The sequence below is a fragment of the Marivibrio sp. genome (assembly GCF_040218065.1).
Taxonomy (GTDB): domain Bacteria; phylum Pseudomonadota; class Alphaproteobacteria; order UBA8366; family Aestuariispiraceae; genus Marivibrio.
The window spans coordinates 665,610-686,329 of sequence record NZ_JAVJQE010000013.1 but is presented as its reverse complement, the minus strand read 5'-3'; the positions used below and the strand labels follow the sequence as shown (position 1 = coordinate 686,329).

Here is a 20,720-nt window from a genome sequence, read left to right as displayed (position 1 = left end):
TCACCCTGCGCCGGCGGCGTGCGGGGCCACCGGTCGCCAGCCGCCCAGCATCAGCGCGACATCGTCGGCCGTCCGCGCCTCCAGCGCGTCGGAGCGCAGAAAGCTTCGGATCGCGCGATGCGCCTCGCGATCGTCGTCGGTCGCGCCGATGAAACGGTCCAGCGGCTCGAAGAACGGGGCGTGGGGCGCATCGCCGCGATTGTCGATCGACACCGACGCCAGTCCGTCCGTCGCCGCGCACAGGAAGGGCGCCGGTCCTTTATGCCGATGCAAGGCGGCCGCGTCGGCCGCGTCGGCATCGCTTAGGAAGCGGGTCTCGTTCGCATATTCGCCCCGCTGCGGCCGGCCGAGCAGAAGGTACGCCCCCTCCCCATCGCGCGCCACAAGCCAGCCGTCGCCCAGCTGCAGGCAGGCAATGCCGCGCGGGCCGGCCGCGAAGGCCAGCAGCGTGGTCGCAAAGTCCTCCACCGGCCGGCGATGCTGGGACGCGACGTCGCTGAGCGCCGCTTGGGCGGCCTCCACGATCCCGTCGAACAGCGCCTCCGGGCCGCCGTCGCCGCCGGCCGGGTCGCCGCGCCGGCCCGGCTCTTGCGCGACGCGGGCCTCCAGCAGCGCAAGCGCCGCCTGGACGGCGGCGTGCGCGCCGAGATGGCTCAAGGGCGCGGAGCCCGCGCCGTCCGCGAGCGCGCCGAGCAGAAGATCCTCGTTCGGCTTGGTCAGGCGCCCGAAATCCTGGCACGGCGCGCCGCTGCGCCGATGGTCGGCGCCTTGGCGAAAGTCGACGGCGGCGGTCCAACTCATGGCCTCACACCCCCACCTGCGCCCAGCCGTGGACCGGCGGCAGGGTGACGCGCTCGGCGTCGACGCGGCTCAACGAGACCCGGCGCACGCTGGTCGAGAGCCATTGGAACAGCTCGCGAAATTTCAGGCCTTGCAGTTTCAGGGGCGGGCGGTTCGCCGCCGCGATCTCGCCGAGGATGTCCATGTCCGCCCCCTCGACGCCGACGGTGAAGAAGCTGAGACGCCCGTAGAGGTCCGCCTCCTGGGCGCGCATCGCTGCTTCCTGCCAGAGGGGGCCGTCGGTCGGCGCGCCGTCGGTGATGAGGAACAGCCAGGGGCGATAATAGTGGACCCCGGCGCGCCGGTAGACCGCCTTGCGCGCCTCCAGCGTCTTCAGGCCGAGGTCGAGCGCCCCGCCCATCGGCGTGTCGCCGCCGGCCTCCAGCTGCGGCGTGATCAGATCGTCGATCGTGGTGAAGTCGCGCACCAGGCGGACCTCGCCGCCGAAGGCGATGATCGAGAGCTCGACCCTCAGGCTCGCCGTCTCGTCGATCAGGATTTGGCGACGGAAGGCTGCGACGCCGGCGTTGAGCTCGTCCATCGCCGCCCCGCGCATCGAGGCGGACGCGTCCAGCAGCAGGACCACCGGACATCGGTTCTCCGGATTGTCGACGAACTCCGGCAGGCCGCCGTCGCCGAACGCCAGGGTCATTGTCGCCTCGCCGCCGCCTTGACGCCGCACCGCCGTGCGGCTCGGTTGCGCCGGCCCGCCCGACGATGCGCTCACCGCGCCGCCGACGGGTCGGTCGAAACGCTCGTCCGGCGGCTGAAAGGCGATCCCCGTCTCACCCCAAGGACTCGTCCAGTCGCCGGCCAAGTACTGCATAAATTCTATGCAGTATCCGTGCCATGGTAGGCGCGCGAATCGCGGAGCGCAAGGCGGCTCGACTTTTCGGCTATTGGCGCGGAGGCGCGCGCCGGGCGTTCAGTCGGACCAAGGCTCCATCGCGATGAAGCCGGGCAAGGCTTCGATGCGTCCGAGCCAGCGGTTCAGCGCGTCCAGGCCGTCGCGGTCGACGCCGCCCTCCTCGGAGACCGACGAGTAGGAATAGAGGCACAGATCGGCCACGCTGGCCCGCCCGCCGACCAGCCAGTCGCGCGTCGAGAGGTGGCGGTCCAGCAACTCCAGCGCGGCGCGGCCCTTCTCGCGCTTCTGCGCCAGTTGCTCCTGGCTCGGGCATTTGGCGGGATGGTGCGCCCAGAAGCGCGCGACGGCGACGTTGGGCTCGTGATTGTATTGCTCCCAGAACATCCAGGCGAGCGCGCGGGCGCGCTCCAGCCGGTCGTCCGGCAGAAAGGACGAGCCCTCGGCCAGCCACACCAGGATCGCGTTGGATTCCGCAAGACAGGTCCCGTCTTCCAGGCGCAGAAGCGGGATGCGGCCGTCGGGGTTCAGGGTCAGGAACTCTGGCGTGCGGGTTTCGCCTGCGTGGATGTCCTTCAGGACCAGCCGGCACTCCCGGCCGAGCAACGAGAGCAACAGCCGCACCTTGTGGCCGTTGCCGCTTTCCAGGCAGTCGTAAAGGGTGAGCATCGAGGCCGGCCTCTCCTGCAAACGCGCGAACGGGCGGGAGCATGGTGGGGGGCGCGGCGGCGCGCAAGATCGGATATCTCGGCCTCAGACCAAGTTTGCTTGGGGCGGCCGAAATGGCGGGCCTCCGAAAAAGTGGGCCGTATGCAGAAAAAGGGCGGCGCGTCGGCGCCGCCCTTTCCGTCTGCGTCGGCACGAACCGGGACTTACGCGGTCTCGGTCGCGCCTTCTATCGCCTTCGCCTGCGTCTTGCCGTTGATGGCGATCTGCCGCGGCTTGGCCTCCTCAGGCACCTCACGCTTCAGCGTGACGTGCAGCAGGCCGTTCTCCAGCTTGGCGTCCTCGACCTTGATGTGGTCGGCCAAGCTGAAGCGGCGTTCGAAGGCGCGCTCGGCGATCCCGCGATGCAGGAAGTGACGCTCGGCCTTCTGCTCGTCGCCGTTCTTGACGGCGTCGGCGGTGCGGCCGGAGATCGTCAGCACGTTCTCCTGCACGGAGACGTCCAGGTCCTCCTCGCCGAAGCCGGCGACCGCCATGGTGACGCGGTAGGAGTCCTCATCCAGCTTTTCGATGTTGTAAGGCGGATATGAGGGAGCCGCGTCCGCCTGCACGCTGTCGAGCATGCGGGCCAGACGGTCGAAGCCGACGCTGGTGCGGAAAAGCGGGGAAAGATCGTAGGTGCGCATAGAGCTACCCTCCTTCTAGAAGCGATAACCGTTTCTCTGTCGCGGCCGCCCCGGCTCATTCCGGCGACGGCCCGATGCTGCGTCGGCGCTAAAGCCTCCCTTTAAGGCGAGGCGGGAACCCGCGCTGGGCGTTCCCTGCGCCGACACCCGAGAGTTGGGAAATCATCCGGCGATTTCAAGAGGCTGGGGTCCTTATTGGCGCCCCGCCTACGGGCATGAAAAAAGGCGGCCGAAGCCGCCTTTTTCCGAACCGTCGGGCCGAGGCCGATCAGGTCTTGAGGCCGAAGCTCGCGAAGCGCTTATTGAAGCGCGCCAACTGCCCGCTCTCCATCAGGCGGGCCGGGCCGCCGGTCCAGGCCGGGTGCGTGGAGGGGTCGATGTCGAGCTTCATGACGTCGCCCTCCTTGCCCCAGGTGGAGCGGGTCTCGTAGGTCGTGCCGTCGACCAGCTGGACCGTGATGGTGTGGTACTCGGGATGGATGTCGGCCTTCATGTCTCGTCTCCTTCATGGACGGGCGCGGCCATACGCGACGCGCCCTATCGCATGGGGTTTCAGGTCACTGCTGGACGCGGGTTCTACAGAAAGGCCGCGCGCGGCGCAACCGCAATTCCAGGGGATTTCCGCCTTCTATTCCACCCACGCCCACTGCACCTCTCGGATGTCGTCGGCGCCGGTCGCCAGCATGACCAGTCGGTCGAAGCCGAGCGCGATCCCGGCCGCGCGCGGGGGGAGGGTCTCGACCGCCTCAAGGAACCCCTCGTCGATCGGCGGGGCGGGGCGGCCGTAGAGCCGCTCATGCAGCGCGCGGTCGGCCTCGAAACGGGCGCGCTGAACGCCCGCGTCCGCCAACTCCCCGAAGGCGTTGGCGAGCTCGACGCCGGCGACGTAGAGCTCGAACCGTTCGGCCGTCGCGGGATCGTCGGCGCTCGGCCGGCTGAGCGCGGCCATGGAGATCGGATAGGAATGCAGCGCCGTCGGCCGATCCGCCCCCAGATGCGGCTCGACCCTCGCCTCCAGGATGCGGAAGAAGGCGTCCTCCCAGCGGTCGTCGTCGGCCGCGCGCAGGCCGAGGCCGCGCGCCGCCTCGATCATCGGCGCGGCGTCCGGATCGCTCGGATCGCCTTGGGTCAGCGCCGGGAGGTCGAGACCGACCCAACGCTCGAAGGCCTCGGCGACGCTGATCCGCTCCCATCGCGCCGAGACGTCGCAGACCCGATCGCCGGCGCGGAACAGCGGCGTTCCGGCGACCTCGGCCGCCGCGGACAGAAGGCCCCGACAATCGTCGATCAGATCGAGATAGGCGGCCTCCGCCCGGTACCATTCCAGCATCCGGAACTCCGGGCTGTGACGTCCGGAGCCTTCGGCGTTTCGGAAAACCGGGGCGAGCTGCCAGATGCGCCGGAACGCGGCCAAATCCCGCCCGCCGGCCAGCAGTTTCTTCATGGCGAATTCCGGGCTGGTGTGCAGGTAGCGCCGCGCGCCCGCTTCGGCCGCGTCCAGCGCGTGCGCGCCCGGCGGCAGCAGGCGGGTCTCGAACACGCCCAGATGCGGCTCCATCCCCGGCGACAGCTGCAGAGCGGGGGTCTCTACCTCGGTGAAGCCGGCCGCGTCGAACCAGCGGCGCGTCGCGCTCAGGATCCGGGCGCGGATCGCAAGCCGCGCCTCGCGGGCGGCCAGCGCCTGCGGGGCCCAGAAGCGGCGGTCGGTCGGCTGTGTCATCAGGTCTCGCTCGGCTCTGCGGCGCGGCCGCGCGTCACGGCTTGTCCGGCCGCGGTCCGAATGGTAGAGAAACGCCGCTTTCGCGAGGCGGCGCCGGCGCTTGTCGGCGTTGTCGGTCCGTCCGTCGCGAAACCCCTTTATCGGAGCGCGCCCCGGACTTCCAGCCCTCTCGCGGCCGGTCCCGGCGGCGCCCTCGTCACCGTGAAGCGCCCCGGCGCACAGGAGTTGAGAAGAGTCCGCCCATGAAGGTCAACGCCATCAATCTGCGCCCCGGCTCCGCCATCGAGGTGGACGGCAAGCTCCTCGTCGTCACCAAGAACGACATCAACCAGCCCGGCAAGGGCGCCGCCGTCGCGCAGGTCGAAGCCCGCGACGCGCGCACCGGCCTGAAGTCGAACTTCCGCTTCCGCACGCAGGAGCAGGTCGAGACGGCGGAGCTGTTCGATTCGAACTATCAGTATCTCTACGAAATGGACGGCGTCTATCACTTCATGAACCAGGAGACCTTCGAGCAGCTCGAGGTGCCCGGCGACGTGATCGGCGAGCCCAGGGACTTCCTGCAGGAGAACATGACGGTCACCATCTCCACCCATGAGGGGGCGCCGATCTCGGCCCAGCTGCCGCAGAAGGTGACGATGGAGGTCGTCGAGGCCGACCCGGTGGTGAAGGGCCAGACGCAGTCTTCCTCCTACAAGCCGGCGAAGCTCGAGAACGGTCGCGCGACGCTGGTGCCGCCGCATATTGAGGCCGGCACCCGCATCGTCGTCATGACCGCCGACGGCTCCTACGTCGAGCGCGCCAAGGACTAAGGCGCCCAGACGCGTCGATCAGCAGACGGCGGGGCCGAACGACGACCCCGCCGTCGTTTTTTTCCGGGGCGCCCGCGCCGCCGACGACGAGAGACAGAACCCGCCATGCTCATTCGCTCCGCCATTCTCAACGTCATGACCCGCGCCGCCGAAAAGGCGGGCCGGGCGCTGGTCCGCGATTTCGGGGAGGTCGAGCAGCTGCAGGTCAGCCGCAAGGGGCCGGCCGATTTCGTCTCCAACGCCGACCGCAAGGCCGAGAAGATTCTGCGCGAGGAGCTGCTCAAGGCGCGCCCCGATTTCAGCCTGTTGATGGAGGAGACGGGGACCGTGACCGGGGCGGACCCGGACCGTCGCTTCATCATCGACCCGTTGGACGGGACGACGAACTTTCTGCACGGCCTCCCGCACTGGGCCGTCTCAGTCGGCTTCGAGGAGCGCGGCGAGCTGCTTGCCGGCGTGATCTACGATCCGATCAAGGACGAGCTGTTCTGGGCCGAGCGCGGCAAAGGGGCTTACGTGAACGACCGGCGGATCCGGGTTTCAGCGCGCCAACACCTGTCCGACGCCGTGCTCGGCACGGGCATCCCGCATCTCGGCATCCAGGAAGGCGCCGGCAAGGCCGTCTTCACGAAGCGGTTGGAAAAGGCGATGAACGGCTGTGCGGGCGTGCGTCGTTTCGGCGCCGCCTCGCTCGATCTGGCCTACGTCGCCGCCGGCCGCCTCGACGGCTTCTGGGAGCGCGGCCTCAGCCCCTGGGACGTCGCCGCGGGCGTCGTCATCGTCCGCGAAGCGGGCGGTTTCGTGCTGGACGGGAAGGGGCGTACATACGGCCTGTCCGAGCCCGATCTGATCGCAACCAACGAGTTGCTGCAAAAGCCGCTCGTGGCGATGCTGAAAGTCGAGAGTTGAGCCGCGCACGACGCTTGGCGCCGGTTGCGAATCGACGGAGCGTGCGCGTGATGACGGGCGGCGGGGCCCTGGACGGTTGAGGCCGCGCCGTTCGCCGGTCTATGGTGATGGCCGCAAGGGGCGGAGGCGATCGCCGCTGAGAGCGGGGCTGACGGCGGCGGGATGCGCGCAGGACGTGCGGGTCAGCGCTGCGTCCGGCGAAGCGTGGATCTTGAAGATGACGGCGAGCGACTTGATGAGGATCAATTCGACCGACAAAACGCGCCGGCGCAGCCGGGCGCTGGTTTTGTCGGCGGCGCTGCTGGCGGGGACGACGCTGTCCGCTTGGCCCGCCGCCGCGCAGAAGGCCTATTATCAGGGGCGCGCGGAGACGGACCAGACGGTGATCATCGATCTCTCGGTTCTGGATCAACTCGGTCAGCCGCCGAATCTGCCGGGCATGCTGGCCCCGTCGGGACAACCCGGCGCCGCCCCGCAGCAGCCGTTCCCGCAACAGCCGACCCCGCAGCAGACGGCGCGCCCGCAACCCGCCACGCCGCAGGCCGCCCGCCCCCAACCTGCGACGCCCCAACCTGCGACGCCGCAACCTGCGACGCCGCAACCGGCGCAGCCGACAGCCGACGCGCCGATCGCCCTGCAGCCTCCGCCGAAGGAAGCGCCGACCTCGACGTTGAACATTCCGTCCGAGACGGCGCTCGCGACGCCGGACGCGGCCCCGCAGTCGGGGCTCGAGGGCGAGGCCGCGTCGTCCCGGCCCTCGGCGCCGCCGCCGAAGCCTGAAATCGAAGACGCCCCCTCCGCCGCAACGGCCGAGCCGGCGCCGGAACCCGAGCGCGCCGCCGCGCCGGAGGCCGCGCCCGCCGCCGAGCCCGAGCCGGCGCCGCGTGAAAGCGCCGCCGCCCCGGAACCAGCCCCGGAACCAGCCCCGGAACCAGCGCCGGAACCAGCCCCAGAGCCCGTCCCGGAACCTTCCCCGGAGTCGGCGCCCGCACCGTCCGAGCCGGCGCCTGCACCGGCGGCGGCCCCCGAGGCCGAGCCGGCGACCGCGCCCGCGCCCGAACCGAAGCCCGCCCCAAGCGCGGTTGCGGCCGCGCCCGCCGAGCCCGAGCCCGCACCGAGAGAGCCCGCACAGGAGGCTTCGTCCGCCGAGGTCGCGCCGCCTGAGCTGGAGGAGCCGCCGCAACCGGCGCCCGCTCCCGAGGCGGCGCCTGAGGCGGCCGATGCGGCTGACACGCAGGTCGCCGCCATCGACCCCTCGATCGTCGTGGAGCGAGAGCGGGGCCTTTCGGTCCTGTTCGACCCTGGCGCGCAGGATCTGCCGTCCGGCGCGGAGGCCGCGCTCGATCGGCTTGCAGAAAGGATGCGCGAGGATTCGGATCTGCGCCTGCGTCTTCGCGGCTACGCCCAGGCGGAGGGGGACACCGCCAACCAATCGCGGCGCGTCTCGCTGTTCCGCGCGCTGGCCGTGCGGACCTATCTTATGAAGCGCGACGTCAGCAGCAGGCGCATGGACGTGCAGGCGCTGGGCGCCAACCCGCCCGAAGACGGCGGGTCGATGAATCGGGTCGACGTGATTCTGCAGCGCTGAGCGACCGCGCGCCCGATCGACGGGCGCAGGGGTGAAGCGCGATCAGACGATGCCGCAAGCGCCACGGCGTTCTGCGCCCGGGAGGAGATGCTTTGAGCCGTCCGAACGCTTTTCTGATCCGCATGGCCGTGTTCGTGCTGCTGGTCGCGATCGGGGTCTTCCTGATCTACCCGCAGTTGGAGGAGGCGTTCTTCGCGAACGTCTTCATCAACGGGGTGATCCTCGGCGTATTGCTGGTCGGGATCATCCACAGTTTCCGAACCGTCGCGACGCTCAATCTGGAGGTCAATTGGATCGAGCGCTTCAAGCTCGGCCCCGACGGCGGGATTCCGTCGTCGAAGGACGCCCCGCGCCTGATGGCCTCGGCGGCGACGCTGCTGTCCAGCCGGTCCAGCCGCACCGGGCAGATGCACATTTCGGCCGGCGCGATGAAGACCATCCTGGACGGCATCGCGACGCGGCTCGACGAAAGCCGCGAGATCGGTCGCTACATGGTGGGGCTGCTGGTCTTCCTCGGCCTGCTCGGCACCTTCTGGGGGCTGCTCGACACGGTGCGCAGCGTCGGCGACGTGATCTCCGGCCTGAACCTCGCAGGCGAGGAGGCGAGCGGGGCCTTCGGCGAACTGAAGCAGGGGCTGCAGACCCCGCTCGCCGGGATGGGCACGGCCTTCAGCTCGTCGCTCTTCGGCCTCGCGGGCTCGCTGATCCTGGGCTTTCTGACGTTGCAGGCGGGTCAGGCGCAGAACCGTTTCTACAACGATCTGGAGGAGTGGCTTTCCAGCCTGACGCGGCTGTCCTCCGGCGCGATCGCGGGAGACGGGGAGCAGTCGGTGCCGGCCTATATCCAGGCGCTGCTGGAGCAGACCGCCGACAGCCTTGAGAACCTCCAGCGCGTGATGGCGCGGGCGGAAGAAAACCGCGCCTCCGGTCAGGGCGACATGCGACAACTCGGCGATAAACTCTCCGCGCTGACCGACGCCATGAAAACCGAGCAGGATCTGATGCTGCGCCTCGCCGAAGGGCAGATGGAGTTGAAGGGCGTGCTGGAGCGCCTCGCCAAGGCGACCGAGCACGCCGGCGGCACGGACGACGGCCAGATGCGCCAGCACATCCGCAACGTCGACGCCCATCTCGCTCGGATGCTGGAGGAATTGCCCCGCGGCCGGAACGAGACGGTGCAGGAGATCCGCGGCGAAATCCGCCTGCTGGCCCGCACGCTGGCCGCCATCGCCCAGGGACGCAATCCCGATCAGGCCACGCGCGGCGAGGAGCCGCGCTGAGGCGTCGGCTGCAAGGAGCGGATTAGCCCATGGCGCTTTCCTCGCGCAGACAACGCAACAATCAGGATATCTGGCCCGGCTTCGTCGACGCGCTGGCGACGTTGCTGATGGTCATCATCTTCCTGCTGATGATCTTCGTCGTCTCGCAGCTCTACCTGAACGAGGCGCTGGTCGGCCGCGATCGGGCGCTCGACCGGCTCAACGCGCGGATCAACGAGCTCTCCTCGACGCTCGCCTTGGAGCGCGAGGCGAACACGGATCTGCGCGAAAACATCGAGCGGCTGTCGGCCGATCTGCGCGCCTCGCTCGCCCGTCGGGATGCGCTGCAGGCCCAGCTCTCGGAGCTGCGCCAGGAGAACACCTCCCTCAAGGCCGACGTCGCCGGCGCGCAAGGGCGGATCGACAAGGTCGCCGCCGATCTCGAGGACGCCTACAAGGTGATCGAGGCGAGCCAGGAGAAGATCGGCCTGCAGCTGCAGGAGATTGCGGCGCTCGAGAACCGGGTCGAGGCGCTGCGCGCGTTGGAGGAGGAGCTGAAGGGCGAGCTGGCGCAAAAGGACCTCACCCTCGACGAGGAGCGCGAAAAGCTGCTGGAGAGCCGGGCCGAGATCGCCCAGCTGAACAAGCAGCTGCGGGAGCTGAACGCCCAGATCGCGAGCCTGAACGACGCGCTCGAGGCCTCGGAAGCCCGCGACGAACGGGCGCAGGCGCAGATCGCCGATCTCGGCAAGCGCCTGAATGTCGCGCTCGCCTCCAAGGTGCAGGAGCTGGCGCGTTACCGCTCGGAATTCTTCGGCCGGCTGCGTGAGATCCTGGGCGACCGGAGCAATATCGAGATCGTCGGCGACCGCTTCGTCTTTCAGTCGGAGGTGCTGTTCGACCAGGGCTCGGCCGAACTCGGCGTGGCGGGCAAGTTCCAGCTGGTGCAGTTCGCCCGCACGCTGAACGAAATCGGCGCGGAGATCCCGGACGAGATCGATTGGATCCTGCGCGTCGACGGTCACACCGACCGCGTGCCGATCGCGACTGCGCGCTTTCCTTCGAACTGGGAGCTCTCGACCGCCCGCGCGATCTCCGTGGTGAAATTCCTGGTCAGCCAGGGCGTGCCCAGCGAGCGCCTCGCCGCCACCGGCTTCGGCGACAACCAGCCCCTCGACCCGCGCGACAACCCGGAAGCCTACCAACGCAACCGGCGCATCGAGATGAAGCTGGATCAGTTGTAGGAGCTGATCCCTCCTTTCCGGCGTCCCCGCGAAAGCGGGGACCTCCGCGCGGTAGGCCCAGGCTTACGGCGCCTCCGATCCGGAGGCCCCCGCTTTCGCTTCCCACACACAACCAGCTTCATCTCCGCGCCTAGCACAGGGCGCTGTGGGCGTCAGCGGCCCCGGACTTCGGTTCAGGGCCGTTTTTTGTGGCTGCAGAGGGTTCCGACAGGAAGGAGACATCGTGCGTACGCCGTCACCACGGCCAGTTGCTGAGTACAGCGACGAACACGTGGACAAAAAGCGCCGCCGCCGGGCGCCGGAAAATCACGCGTCGTCGGTCGGCGTAGCTGATCCGTTTCTTGAGGCCGCCGGCGTCGACCCGAAGAAGGCGGTCGGCGCGGATTTCCACTCCGCGCTGTATCCTGGTTTCGACAACGATCTGTCCGAAAGCCCTACAGCGGCGCGCGGGAGCCGGGCGGTCGAGGCGGCGCTGGACGATCACGACCCGTTCGGCGACCCGTCCTTCACGGCGCCGGGGCGCGGGGACCACGTCTTGCGGGTGGCGCGCGCGTGACCTGCGCCCTATATGCCGGCCTATGACACCCGAACTCACAGTCCTCGCGCTCGCCGGCCTGCTGCAGGTCGTCCAAATCCTGATCATGGCGGTTCCCGCCAACCGCCAGCTGGGGACCGGCTACACCGCCGGGCCGCGCGACGAGACGCGGGAGCCGACCGGCGTCCCCGGCCGGCTCTACCGCGCCTCAAACAACCATTTCGAAGCGCTGATCCTGTTCACCGCCGCCGTCGCGGTCGTCAGCCTGAGCGGGCAGGGGAGCCAAGTCACCGCCGCTTGCGCCTGGATCTATCTGGGCGCGCGGATCCTCTACGTCCCGGCCTACGCCAGCGGCGTTCCCTATCTGCGCTCGATAATCTGGTTCGTCGGCTTCGCGGCGACGGCCGCGATGTTCGCGGCGGCGCTGGCGTAGGCGAGGGCTGGCGGCCTACCGTGCGGCCTTAAGCGCCTGCGTGAAGGCGGCGACCGCGGCGCCGGGGCCGTCGGGATGATCCCAGACGGAGGAGACGGCGCAGACGAAATCGGCGCCCGCGTCGACCGGCTTCTTGACCGTCTCCGGCGCGATCCCGCCGACGGCGACGCAGGGCGTCTCCATCATCTCGCCCCACCATTCGATCGCGGCCAACGCGTCGGGCTCGGCCGGCAGGTCCTTCGTGCGGCTGTCGAAGACAGGGCCGAAGCTGACGTAATCGGCGCCGGCTTCCGCCGCCACCATCGCGTCGTGGCGCGAGGTCCCGGCCGAGACGCCGACGATCGCGTCGTCGCCCAAGGTCTTCTTAGCGGCCTTCACCTCCTTAGCCGACGCCCGGTCGAGATGCACCCCGTCGCAGCCAAGATAGGCGGCGAGCTTCACCCACCCGTTGAGGACGAAGGCGGTCTCATGTCCCTGCACCGGATCGCGCAGGCGCTTGGCGGCCGATCGGATGAAATCCTCGTCCGCGCCCGGCGCCCACAGCTGCAGGCAGGCGACCGGCCCGCCCTTCAGCGCGTCCTCGACCAGAGACGCGAACGCCGCCGGGTCGAAGACCGGCGGCGTCACGAGATAGAGCTGGCAGTCGTGCTGGTCGGTCATGACCGGCTCACCTTGAGCGGATCGTTCAGGCCTTGCCCTTGTAGATGTCGATGATGTGGGAGAGCATCTCCAACGCCTCCTCGCGCGGGCGCTGGAAGGTGTTGCGCCCGATGATGGAGCCGTTGGCGCCGCCGTCGCGCAGGCCGCGGATCTCCTCGTAAAGCCCGTCGAGGCCCTTGGCCGCCCCGCCGGAGAAGACGACGATGCGCTTGCCGTTGAAGGCGGCCTGGCGGACATGGGCCACACGCGCCGCGAGGGTCGAGATGTCGATCCCCTCCTTCTCGTAGATCTTCTTGGCCTCCGGCTGCTCGAGGTGGGCCGTCGGCGGCTTCACCTTGATGACGTGGGCGCCGAGCTGGGCGGCCAAGTGGGCGGCGTAGGCGCAGACGTCCATCGCCGTCTCGCCGTCCTTCGACAGGTCGCCGCCGCGCGGATAGGACCAGATCACGACGGCGAGGCCGACGGACTTCGCCTCCTCCGCCATCTCGCGGATCTCCTCGAACAGCTCGTTCGCGTGATCGCTCGCCGGATAGACGGTGAAGCCGATCGCCGCGCAGCCCAGCTTCAGCGCGTCGTCGACGCTGGCCGTGATCGCCTGATCCTTGTCCGTCGCCCAGGAATTCGAGCTGTTGACCTTCAGGATGGTCGGGATCTGACCGGCGAAAGTGTCGGCGCCCAGCTCAAGTTGGCCGAGCGGGGCGGCGTAGGCGTTGAGGCCCGCGTCGATCGCCAGCTTGTAGTGATAGTGCGGGTCGTAAGCCGCCGGATTCGGCGCGAAGGAGCGCGCGGGCCCGTGCTCGAAACCCTGATCGACCGGCAGGATCACCATTTTGCCGCTGCCGGCGAGCTTCCCCTGCATCAGCATCGAGGCGATGTTGCGCTTCGTGCCCGGATTGTCGCTCTCATAATGCGAGAGGATCTTCTTGACGGTTTGCGTGACTTTCATCGGATCGTCCCCCTGACCTAGTCCGCGCTCAGCCGAGCTTGCCGACGGCGACGGCGGTGTCCGACATCCGGTTGGAGAAGCCCCACTCGTTGTCGTACCAGCTGAGCACGCGCACCAGCGTGCCGTCGACCACCTGGGTCTGCGTAAGGTCGAAGGTCGAGCTGGCGCTGGAATGGTTGAAGTCGACCGAGACCAGCGGCTCGTCGTTGGTCTCGAGCACGCCCTTCAGCGGGCCGTTCGCCGCCTCGACGATGGCGTCGTTGATCGTCTCCACGTCGGTGGCCCGCGCGGCGTCAAACTTCAGGTCGATCAGCGAGACGTTGGCGGTCGGCACGCGAATGGCGGTGCCGTCCAGCTTGCCCTTCAGTTCCGGCAGCACCAAGCCGACGGCGCGCGCCGCGCCGGTCGAGGTCGGGATCATCGATTCGCTGGCCGCGCGCGCCCGGCGCAGGTCGCTGTGAAGCGTGTCCACGGTGCGCTGGTCGCCGGTGAAGGCGTGGATCGTCGACATGAAGCCGCGCTCGATACCGACCGCCTGGTTGAGGACGTGCGCCACCGGGGCGAGGCAGTTGGTGGTGCAGCTGGCGTTCGAGATCACGGTGTGGCTCGGCTTCAGCACATCGTGGTTGACGCCGTAGACGATGGTGGCGTCGGCCTCCGAACAGGGGGCCGAGACAAGCACGCGCTTGGCGCCGGCCGTCAGATGGGCTGAAGCTTTTTCCTTGGAGGCGAAGAGGCCGGTGCACTCAAGCGCCACGTCGACGCCGATCTCGCCCCAGGGCAGCTTCGAGGGATCGCGCTCGGCCGTCACCTTGATCTGCTTGCCGTTGACCGACATCCAGTCCTTGCCGGTCTCCACTTCGCCGGGGAAGCGGCCGTGCACGGTGTCGTACTTCAGCATGTGCGCGTTCGCCTCGACCGTGCCGAGATCGTTGATCGCCACGAACTCGATATCGTCGCGCCCCTGCTCGATCGCCGCGCGCAGCACGAGCCGCCCGATGCGCCCGAATCCGTTGATCGCCACCCGAACCGCCATCGCGCTGTTCCCTTTCCTGATGCGTGTGAAAAATCGACCGCGCGCCGGCCCTGGAGGCGATCGGCGCGCCCGGCGGCCCGACGGCGGCTCGATGCAACGAGCCGCCGTCGGACGCCGTGAAACCTCGGGCCGTGTTATTGGCGCCCCAGGCCGGCAAAAGCAAGCCGGTCAGGCCGATTTCCGCGGCGATTTCCGCCAGAAAACGCGTGCGGTCGATCTCATTCCGCGAGCGCGAGGTCGGCCGGCGGGACCCCGTCCTCCACCCAGCGCTCCAACGCCGTGAGCGGGTCGATCGAGAACTGGTTGACGCCGCCCGGTCCGGGCAGCAGCCCGCAATGGTCCATGCCGGGGATCATGAAGAGGCGCGCGCTCTCGCGCAGCGTCGCCTCGCCCCCGGCGGCGGCCGCCGCCTTGTCGTACCAGTCGACCGTCTTGTAAGGCGTGACGATCGCGTCGGCCCACCCGTGCCAGACGATCAATTTGCCGCCCGCGGCCCGGAAGGCCCCGATGTCGGGATCGTCGGCGTTGTAGACGCTCGCCATCGTCGAGAGCCGCGGCGGATCGCGCTCGAAATCGAAGTCGAGCGGCGTCCACTCCGGTCCCGGGTCGTCGGCGAAAGCCATGTAGGCGCCGAAGCTGCTGCTGAAAGCGGGGACGAGTTTTCCGCCGCCGCCTTCCTTTCCGGTGAGCCACAGCCACCAGAACGGCTCGGAGCCCTCGGGGATCCCGCCGGGGTAAAGCTGCTCGCCGGCGGCGTTGCGGGGACCCTGGCGCCAAGCGGCGACGACGCCCAGTTCGGCGTCGCTCAGACACTCGGCGCCCGGACCGCCGTCCGGGCAGCGCATCGTCTTGAGGTCGACGGAGCACGCCCGCGGATCGGCGATCAGACCGTCCTCCGCGCCGTCGGCGCCGTCGCACTGGCGCATCACCTCCGCGCCGATCAGCGCCTCCTTGCCGGGCTTCAGGATTTGTTCGCCGGCCGCGTCCGTGTTCGCTTGGGTGATCCAGGCCATCTTGGTCGCGACCAGGCCGGTGTAGTCCATCGCCGGCGCGCCTGAGATCACGCCCGAGAACATTTCCGGATAGCGCAGCGTCGCCATGTGCGCCATGCGCCCGCCCGTGGAGCAGCCCTGAAAGTAGGACTGCGCCGGCGCGCCGCCGTAGAAGGCGTCGATCGCGGCCTGGGCCACCCGATTGGTCTCGCCGATCGACCGCCAGCCCCAGTCGCGTTCGGCGTGCGGATTGTCGTGCGCCCAGCCGGCGTCGAGGACGTGGAGTCCGTGATGGCCGCTGTCGGAGGTCGCGGTCGCATAGCCGCGCTTCAAGCCCGGCCCCATGGCGTTGATGAAGCCGCCCTGGCTGTCGGCGCGGCCCAGCACGCCGCAGAAGCCGCCGCAGCCGGTCTGATAGAACTTGCCGTTCCAGTCGGCCGTCGGCAGACGGACTTCGATCGAAATGTCAGGCAAGGCGCGCGCGCGGACTTCGCAATAGGCGGGCGTGTCTTCGAGCGCCGGCACGACGCGCGCGGAGGTCACGTAGCCCGCGTCGATCACGAGGTCGCGCAAGGCGGCGCAATCCTCGGCGGTCTTCTCTTGCGCCGCCGCCGGAAAGGCGAACGCGGCGAGGGCGCTGACGGTGAAAACAGCGCCGACGACGGCGGCGCGGGCGGACTGATGCAGCATGACGGCTCCCCCTTGTCTCGGCTCTTCTTGCGCCGCGCGCTGGTCTTCCACTGAGTGAAAGCGCGCCCGGCGACGCCGAATTTTAGGGGAAAAGAGTACGCTCAGCCCGTGACGCGCGCAACGACCGCCGCGGCGATCCTGTCCGCCGTCAGGCCGAAATGATCGTAGAGGTCCTGATAGGGGGCGGAGGCCCCGAAGCCGTCCATGCCGACGAAGGCGAAGTCGCCGCCCATGATCCCATACCAGCTCTGATCGGTGGCCGCTTCGACCGCAACCTTGGCCACGTCGGCGCCGCCCAGCACGCTTTCGCGATAGGCTGCGCTCTGCGCCCGAAACAGCTCCATCGACGGGACCGAGACCACCGCCGTCGGAACGCCGCGCGCCTCCAGCGCCTCGGCCGCCGCCGCCGCAATCTCGACCTCAGAGCCGGTGGCTGCGATCGTCGCCCGACGCGGGCCGCCCGCAGCCTCGCGGATCACGTAGCCGCCGCGCGCCGAGAGGTTCTCGTCCTGGTGCCTCGTGCGCAGCGTCGCCAGACCCTGCCGGGTCAGCGCCAGGATCGACGGGCCGTCCGCGTTCTGCAGCGCCAGCGCCCAGCATTCCGCCGTCTCGACCGCGTCGCAGGGACGGAACACGGTCACGTTTGGAATCGCGCGCAGGGCCGAGAGATGCTCCACCGGCTGATGCGTCGGCCCGTCTTCGCCGAGGCCGATGGAATCGTGCGTCATGACGTAGACGACCCGCTTGCCCATCAGCGCCGACAGGCGGATCGCCGGGCGGCAGTAGTCGGTGAAGACCAGGAAGGTGCCGCCGTAGGGGATGAAGCCGCCGTGCAAAGCCATGCCGTTCATCGCCGCGGCCATGCCGTGCTCGCGCACGCCGTAATAGACGTAGCGCCCGGAGAAATCGTCGCGGCCGACCGGCGTCATGGCGCCCGTCTTGGTGTTGTTGGAGCCGGTGAGGTCGGCCGATCCGCCGATCAACTCAGGGACGGCCTCGCTCAACACCTCGAGCGCCTTCTGCGAGGCGACGCGGGTCGCAAGTTTCGGCGCTTCGTCGGACAGGCTCTTCTTGTGCGCGATCAGCGCGGCCTCCCACCCTTCGGGCAGGCCGCCCTGCTGGCCGCGCTCGAAGGCGGCGCGGGTCTCGATCGGCTGGGCGGCCAGACGCTCGGCCCAGGCGCTCTGCTCGGCCGCGCCGCGACGGCCTACGGCGCGCCAGGCGTCGAGGATGTCGGCAGGGATCTCGAACGGCTCGGCCGTCCAGCCCAGCGCCTCGCGCGCGCCGGCGATCTCGTCCGCGCCGAGCGGCGCGCCGTGGGCGCCGGCGGTGCCGGCCTTCTTCGGCGCGCCGAAGCCGATCACCGTCTTGCAGGCGATCATGGAGGGCTTCGTGGAGCGCTTCGCGGCGACGATCGCCTTGTCGACCGCGTCCGGGTCGTGGCCGTCGCAGGTCTGGACGTGCCAGCCGCAGGCTTCGAACCGGGCGATCTGATCGTCGGAGACCGCGAGATCGGTCTTGCCGTCGATCGAGATGCCGTTGTCGTCGAACAGCACAATCAGCCGGCCGAGCCCCAGATGACCGGCGAGCGAAATCGCCTCGTGGCTGATCCCTTCCATCAAACAGCCGTCGCCGGCGATGACGTAGGTGTGGTGATCGACCAGCGCGTCGCCGTAGCGCGCGTTCAGCATCCGCTCGGCCAGCGCCATGCCCACCGCGTTGGCCAGCCCCTGGCCCAGCGGCCCGGTCGTGGTCTCGATCCCTTTGGCGTGGCCGTATTCCGGATGGCCGGCGGTCTTGGCCCCGAGCTGGCGGAAATTCTTCAGCTCCTCCAGCGTCATGTCCTCATAGCCGGTGAGGTGAAGGAGGGAGTAGAGCAGCATCGAGCCGTGGCCGGCCGACAGCACGAACCGGTCCCTGTCGGGCCAGTCCGGCGCGGCGGCGTCGAATTTCAAATGCTTGCTGAACAGCGCCGTCGCGACGTCGGCCATGCCCATCGGCATGCCGGGATGCCCGGACTTCGCGCGCTCAACCGCGTCCATCGCGAGCGCGCGAATCGCGCCGGCCATCTGTTTCGGGGTGACGGCCGCCGAAGCGGGGTCGGCGGCGGAGGAGGCGGAGTTGGACATGGGGGGCGGCACTCTTCAGTCTGCAGTCGCGTCGGCGCGCCGGGGATGCGGTCCGGGTCCTGGCGCCCCGGCGCGACCGGCGCCTCGGCGCGACCGGCGCTTCAGGCGCGCCGATGATCGATCGAAATCGCCGCGATCGGACCCCCGTGCGCGGCGGGCGCACCATGCAAGGCGGGACCGGGCAGGTCAACCGGATTCACCCCGCTCTCCGGGCGTTCCGCGCGCGCCGAGACCGCCGCGGGCCAGTTGACGCGACCCGGCGGCGCGCCTACCGTCAGACCCGGTCGTTCGAACGCCGGACGACGCCCCCCGACCTCGGATCCGTGAGATGAGCGATCTCGACGCCGCCGAAGCCCGCCTCGCCGCCGCCCTGGATCGGCTGGAGGCCGTCAGCGCGCCTGCGGCCGCGGCGCTGGCGAAGGCCGCCGGGGTAGGCGATGCGGACCCGAGCGCGCTGAGCGCCGAAAACGCCGCCCTGACGGAAGAGCGCGACGCTCTCGCCGCGCGGGTCGCCGCGCTGGAGGCGGAGATCGAGCGGTTGAAGCGCGGCGCGCTCAAGGAGATCGACGCCGCGCTCGGCGATCTCGACGCGGCGCTGGCCGAGGACGGGCGCTGACAGGGCGCAAGCGAAGGGAGCGCGGACCGGATGGGCCAGATCACCGTCACCGTCAACGATCGGGACTACACGGTCGCCTGCGAAGCGGGTCAGGAGGGTCATGTCGCCTCTCTGGCCGAAAGGTTGGACGGTCAGGTGCGCGATCTGGCGGGGGCGATCGGGCAGGTCGGCCACGCCCGCCTGCTGCTGATCGCGGCCTTGATGACCTCCGACGAACTGGCGGAGCGCGCGCAGGAGGTCGAGCGGCTGCAGGCCCGCGTCGCGGCGCTGGAGGCCGCCGCCGCGTCCGGCGGCGCGGAGGCTGACGTCGCGCGTGAAAAGGCGGAAGCCGAGGCCGCCGAGCTCCGGGCGCGTTCCGCCGCCAGCCTGGATTCCGCAGCCCGGCGCATCGACGCTATTGCCGAGCGCCTCCAAGGCTCTTAAATCAACCGGCAGGGCGCGTGCTGCGGCGTGCGTGCAGCCGACTATGTCCCGGGGGCTATAAACACCTCTAGGGAGCTGTCCCTGCCGGGGTCCAGGCCTCGGTACTACGGCGCCCACCTGCTAGTGCAGGCTCCAGAGGATATGATCAGGCCACGGCGACTGCGGCCGCGCCCGCCGATTTCCACCGCTTTGGCGAGCGTTGAGGAAAAGAAAGGAGACGGCGCACCCGTGATGGCGAGTCAACCCACCGCAGCAGAGAGCGAACCGCTGACCCATGCCGAGACGGCCGAGGCCAAACGCCTCGCCCGCAAGGAGGCGCAGGCGGCGCGCAAACGCGCGCACGAGGCCAACGGCCTCATGGCGTCGATCGACGTGTCGATGCGCTTCCTAAGCGCCATCGATCCGCCGAAGAAATCGATCGTCAGCGCCTTTCTCTCGATCGGAACGGAGTTGGACGCGGGTCCGCTGTTGAAGAACCTGTGGGCGCGCGGCTGCCGCGTGGCGTTGCCGCGGGTCGAGGCCAAGGATGCGCCGCTCAGCTTCCGCCTCTACAACGAAGGCGACGCCCTGGTGGAGGAAAGCTTCGGCACCCGCGCGCCGGCCGATACGGCCGAGGCCGTCGATCCCGACATCCTGATCGTGCCGATGCTGGCCTTCGATCGGACGGGCTATCGCCTCGGCTATGGCGGCGGCTTCTACGACCGGTCGCTTGAGGAACTGCGGCGGCGCAAGACGGTGTTGGCCGTCGGCGTGGCCTTCGCCGCGCAGGAGGTCGATCACGTGCCGCGCGAGGAGACCGATCAGCCGCTCGACTGGATCGTGACCGAGAAGCGGGCGTTCCGTCCGTGAAGACGCTGTTCCTCGGCGACGTCGTCGGCCGCCCGGGCCGAGAGGCGATCAAGGCGCGGCTGCCGCAGCTGCGCGACGAACTCGGCCTGGACTTCGTCGTGGCGAACGGCGAGAACGCCGCGCACGGCTTCGGCATCACCAAGAAAATCTGCGAAGAATTATTCGCCGCCGGCGTCGACGTGATCTCCGGCGGCAATCATTCGTGGGATCAGGCGGAGATCCTGGGCCATATCGACGAGGAGCCGAGGCTTCTCCGTCCGGCGAATTTTCGGGCCGGGACTCCGGGCCGCGGGGTCGGCGTCTTCGACACCGACAAGGGGCATCGGATCCTTGTCGTCAACGTCATGGGGCGGCTTTTCATGGAGCCGCTGGACGATCCCTTCCAAGCGATCGAAAAGGCGTTGCCGCCCGGCGCGCCGGTCGAAAGCGGCTTCGACTTCGTACTGGTCGATTTCCACGGCGAAGCGACCAGCGAGAAATACGCCGCCGGCCATTACTGCGACGGCCGCGCGAGCCTGGTCGTCGGCACCCACACGCATGTGCCCACAGGCGACGCGCACGTGCTGGAGGGCGGCACCGGCTTTCAATGCGACGCCGGCATGTGCGGCGACTATGATTCCGTGATCGGCATGAAGAAGGAATTGTCGCTGGAGCGTCTGCTCGGCCGCTTGCCCCGCCCGCGCATGGAGCCGGCGGAAGGGCAGGGCACGCTGTGCGGCGTGCTGGTCGAAACCGACCCCAAGACAGGCCTCGCCGATCGGGTGGAGCCGCTTCGCGTCGGCGGCAAGTTGCGCGCCGCCTGGCCGGCTTGAGCGCGCTGCGGCT

The 20,720-nt window shown here is 69.4% G+C and carries 22 protein-coding genes and 1 other RNA gene; 12 read left to right on the top strand and 11 right to left on the bottom strand.

All coding sequences use genetic code 11. The features are described 5' to 3' along the window. From RIB45_RS15115 to epmA, 6 genes are all read right to left on the bottom strand, one after another. Positions 1–801 carry a PP2C family serine/threonine-protein phosphatase gene (locus tag RIB45_RS15115; RefSeq protein WP_350051244.1) on the bottom strand — a complete coding sequence of 267 codons (801 nt, stop codon included), beginning with the start codon at positions 799–801 and terminating at the stop codon, positions 1–3. A gap of 4 nt (positions 802–805) precedes the next feature. After that, positions 806–1,666 carry a vWA domain-containing protein gene (locus RIB45_RS15110; protein ID WP_350051243.1) on the bottom strand — a complete coding sequence of 287 codons (861 nt, stop codon included), beginning with the start codon at positions 1,664–1,666 and terminating at the stop codon, positions 806–808. A 99-nt stretch (positions 1,667–1,765) separates the two neighbouring features. Continuing rightward, positions 1,766–2,374, bottom strand: a complete 609-nt coding sequence (locus RIB45_RS15105; RefSeq protein WP_350051242.1) for a glutathione S-transferase family protein — start codon at positions 2,372–2,374, stop codon at positions 1,766–1,768. A 203-nt stretch (positions 2,375–2,577) separates the two neighbouring features. Next, positions 2,578–3,057 carry an Hsp20 family protein gene (locus RIB45_RS15100; RefSeq protein ID WP_350051241.1) on the bottom strand — a complete coding sequence of 160 codons (480 nt, stop codon included), beginning with the start codon at positions 3,055–3,057 and terminating at the stop codon, positions 2,578–2,580. 268 nt (positions 3,058–3,325) lie between these two features. Further along, positions 3,326–3,550, bottom strand: a complete 225-nt coding sequence (rpmE, locus tag RIB45_RS15095; RefSeq protein WP_350051239.1) for a 50S ribosomal protein L31 — start codon at positions 3,548–3,550, stop codon at positions 3,326–3,328. A gap of 135 nt (positions 3,551–3,685) precedes the next feature. Next, positions 3,686–4,777, bottom strand: coding sequence for an EF-P lysine aminoacylase EpmA (gene epmA / locus RIB45_RS15090; protein ID WP_350051238.1), 1,092 nt, complete (start codon positions 4,775–4,777; stop codon positions 3,686–3,688). A 242-nt stretch (positions 4,778–5,019) separates the two neighbouring features. On the opposite strand from epmA, the gene efp reads away from it, so the two are divergent. The 7 genes from efp (at position 5,020) to RIB45_RS15055 (ending at position 11,554) form a co-directional block, all read left to right on the top strand. Further along, positions 5,020–5,586, top strand: coding sequence for an elongation factor P (gene efp, locus RIB45_RS15085; RefSeq protein WP_350051237.1), 567 nt, complete (start codon positions 5,020–5,022; stop codon positions 5,584–5,586). Positions 5,587–5,691: 105 nt separating this feature from the next. Next, positions 5,692–6,495 carry an inositol monophosphatase family protein gene (locus tag RIB45_RS15080; RefSeq protein WP_350051236.1) on the top strand — a complete coding sequence of 268 codons (804 nt, stop codon included), beginning with the start codon at positions 5,692–5,694 and terminating at the stop codon, positions 6,493–6,495. Positions 6,496–6,712: 217 nt separating this feature from the next. After that, on the top strand, positions 6,713–8,083 hold the full coding sequence (locus RIB45_RS15075) for an OmpA family protein (protein ID WP_350051235.1): 1,371 nt from the start codon (positions 6,713–6,715) through the stop codon (positions 8,081–8,083). Between the two features lie 92 nt (positions 8,084–8,175). After that, the gene (locus RIB45_RS15070) at positions 8,176–9,363 is read left to right on the top strand and encodes a flagellar motor protein MotA (protein WP_350051234.1); all 1,188 of its coding nucleotides are present in this window, start codon (positions 8,176–8,178) and stop codon (positions 9,361–9,363) included. Positions 9,364–9,392: 29 nt separating this feature from the next. Then, entirely contained in the window at positions 9,393–10,586 is a 1,194-nt protein-coding gene (locus RIB45_RS15065) for a peptidoglycan -binding protein (RefSeq protein WP_350051233.1), read from the top strand. A 271-nt stretch (positions 10,587–10,857) separates the two neighbouring features. Further along, positions 10,858–11,142, top strand: a complete 285-nt coding sequence (locus RIB45_RS15060; RefSeq protein WP_350051232.1) for a hypothetical protein — start codon at positions 10,858–10,860, stop codon at positions 11,140–11,142. A gap of 22 nt (positions 11,143–11,164) precedes the next feature. Continuing rightward, complete coding sequence (locus RIB45_RS15055; protein WP_350051231.1) at positions 11,165–11,554, top strand: MAPEG family protein; 390 nt, start codon at positions 11,165–11,167, stop codon at positions 11,552–11,554. Positions 11,555–11,569: 15 nt separating this feature from the next. Here the strand turns inward: RIB45_RS15055 and RIB45_RS15050 are convergent, their stop codons facing one another. The 5 genes from RIB45_RS15050 to tkt all read right to left on the bottom strand — a co-directional run bounded on the left by RIB45_RS15050 (position 11,570) and on the right by tkt (position 18,007). Continuing rightward, the gene (locus RIB45_RS15050) at positions 11,570–12,214 is read right to left on the bottom strand and encodes a thiamine phosphate synthase (RefSeq protein ID WP_350051230.1); all 645 of its coding nucleotides are present in this window, start codon (positions 12,212–12,214) and stop codon (positions 11,570–11,572) included. A 25-nt stretch (positions 12,215–12,239) separates the two neighbouring features. Next, positions 12,240–13,160 (bottom strand): class I fructose-bisphosphate aldolase, encoded by a 921-nt coding sequence (locus RIB45_RS15045; protein ID WP_350051229.1) that lies wholly within the window; start codon positions 13,158–13,160, stop codon positions 12,240–12,242. A gap of 28 nt (positions 13,161–13,188) precedes the next feature. After that, the gene (gene gap / locus RIB45_RS15040; protein WP_350051228.1) at positions 13,189–14,196 is read right to left on the bottom strand and encodes a type I glyceraldehyde-3-phosphate dehydrogenase; all 1,008 of its coding nucleotides are present in this window, start codon (positions 14,194–14,196) and stop codon (positions 13,189–13,191) included. A 218-nt stretch (positions 14,197–14,414) separates the two neighbouring features. Continuing rightward, positions 14,415–15,878, bottom strand: a complete 1,464-nt coding sequence (locus RIB45_RS15035; protein WP_350051227.1) for a tannase/feruloyl esterase family alpha/beta hydrolase — start codon at positions 15,876–15,878, stop codon at positions 14,415–14,417. Positions 15,879–15,979: 101 nt separating this feature from the next. Further along, positions 15,980–18,007 (bottom strand): transketolase, encoded by a 2,028-nt coding sequence (gene tkt, locus RIB45_RS15030; RefSeq protein ID WP_350051226.1) that lies wholly within the window; start codon positions 18,005–18,007, stop codon positions 15,980–15,982. 328 nt (positions 18,008–18,335) lie between these two features. Between tkt and RIB45_RS15025 the strand changes: the two genes are divergently transcribed. From RIB45_RS15025 to RIB45_RS15005, 5 genes are all read left to right on the top strand, one after another. Then, positions 18,336–18,623: a hypothetical protein gene (locus RIB45_RS15025; RefSeq protein ID WP_350051225.1), complete on the top strand. Its 288-nt coding sequence runs from the start codon at positions 18,336–18,338 to the stop codon at positions 18,621–18,623. Positions 18,624–18,653: 30 nt separating this feature from the next. Continuing rightward, complete coding sequence (locus RIB45_RS15020; protein WP_350051224.1) at positions 18,654–19,046, top strand: cell division protein ZapA; 393 nt, start codon at positions 18,654–18,656, stop codon at positions 19,044–19,046. Between the two features lie 14 nt (positions 19,047–19,060). Then, positions 19,061–19,217, top strand: a non-coding RNA gene (gene ssrS, locus RIB45_RS15015) — 6S RNA. A gap of 60 nt (positions 19,218–19,277) precedes the next feature. Then, a complete protein-coding gene (locus RIB45_RS15010; RefSeq protein ID WP_350051223.1) occupies positions 19,278–19,895 on the top strand; it encodes a 5-formyltetrahydrofolate cyclo-ligase in 618 nt (205 codons plus the stop codon). After that, on the top strand, positions 19,892–20,707 hold the full coding sequence (locus RIB45_RS15005) for a TIGR00282 family metallophosphoesterase (protein ID WP_350051222.1): 816 nt from the start codon (positions 19,892–19,894) through the stop codon (positions 20,705–20,707). Before RIB45_RS15010 ends, RIB45_RS15005 begins: the two co-directional genes overlap by 4 nt. Positions 20,708–20,720: the final 13 nt, after the last annotated feature.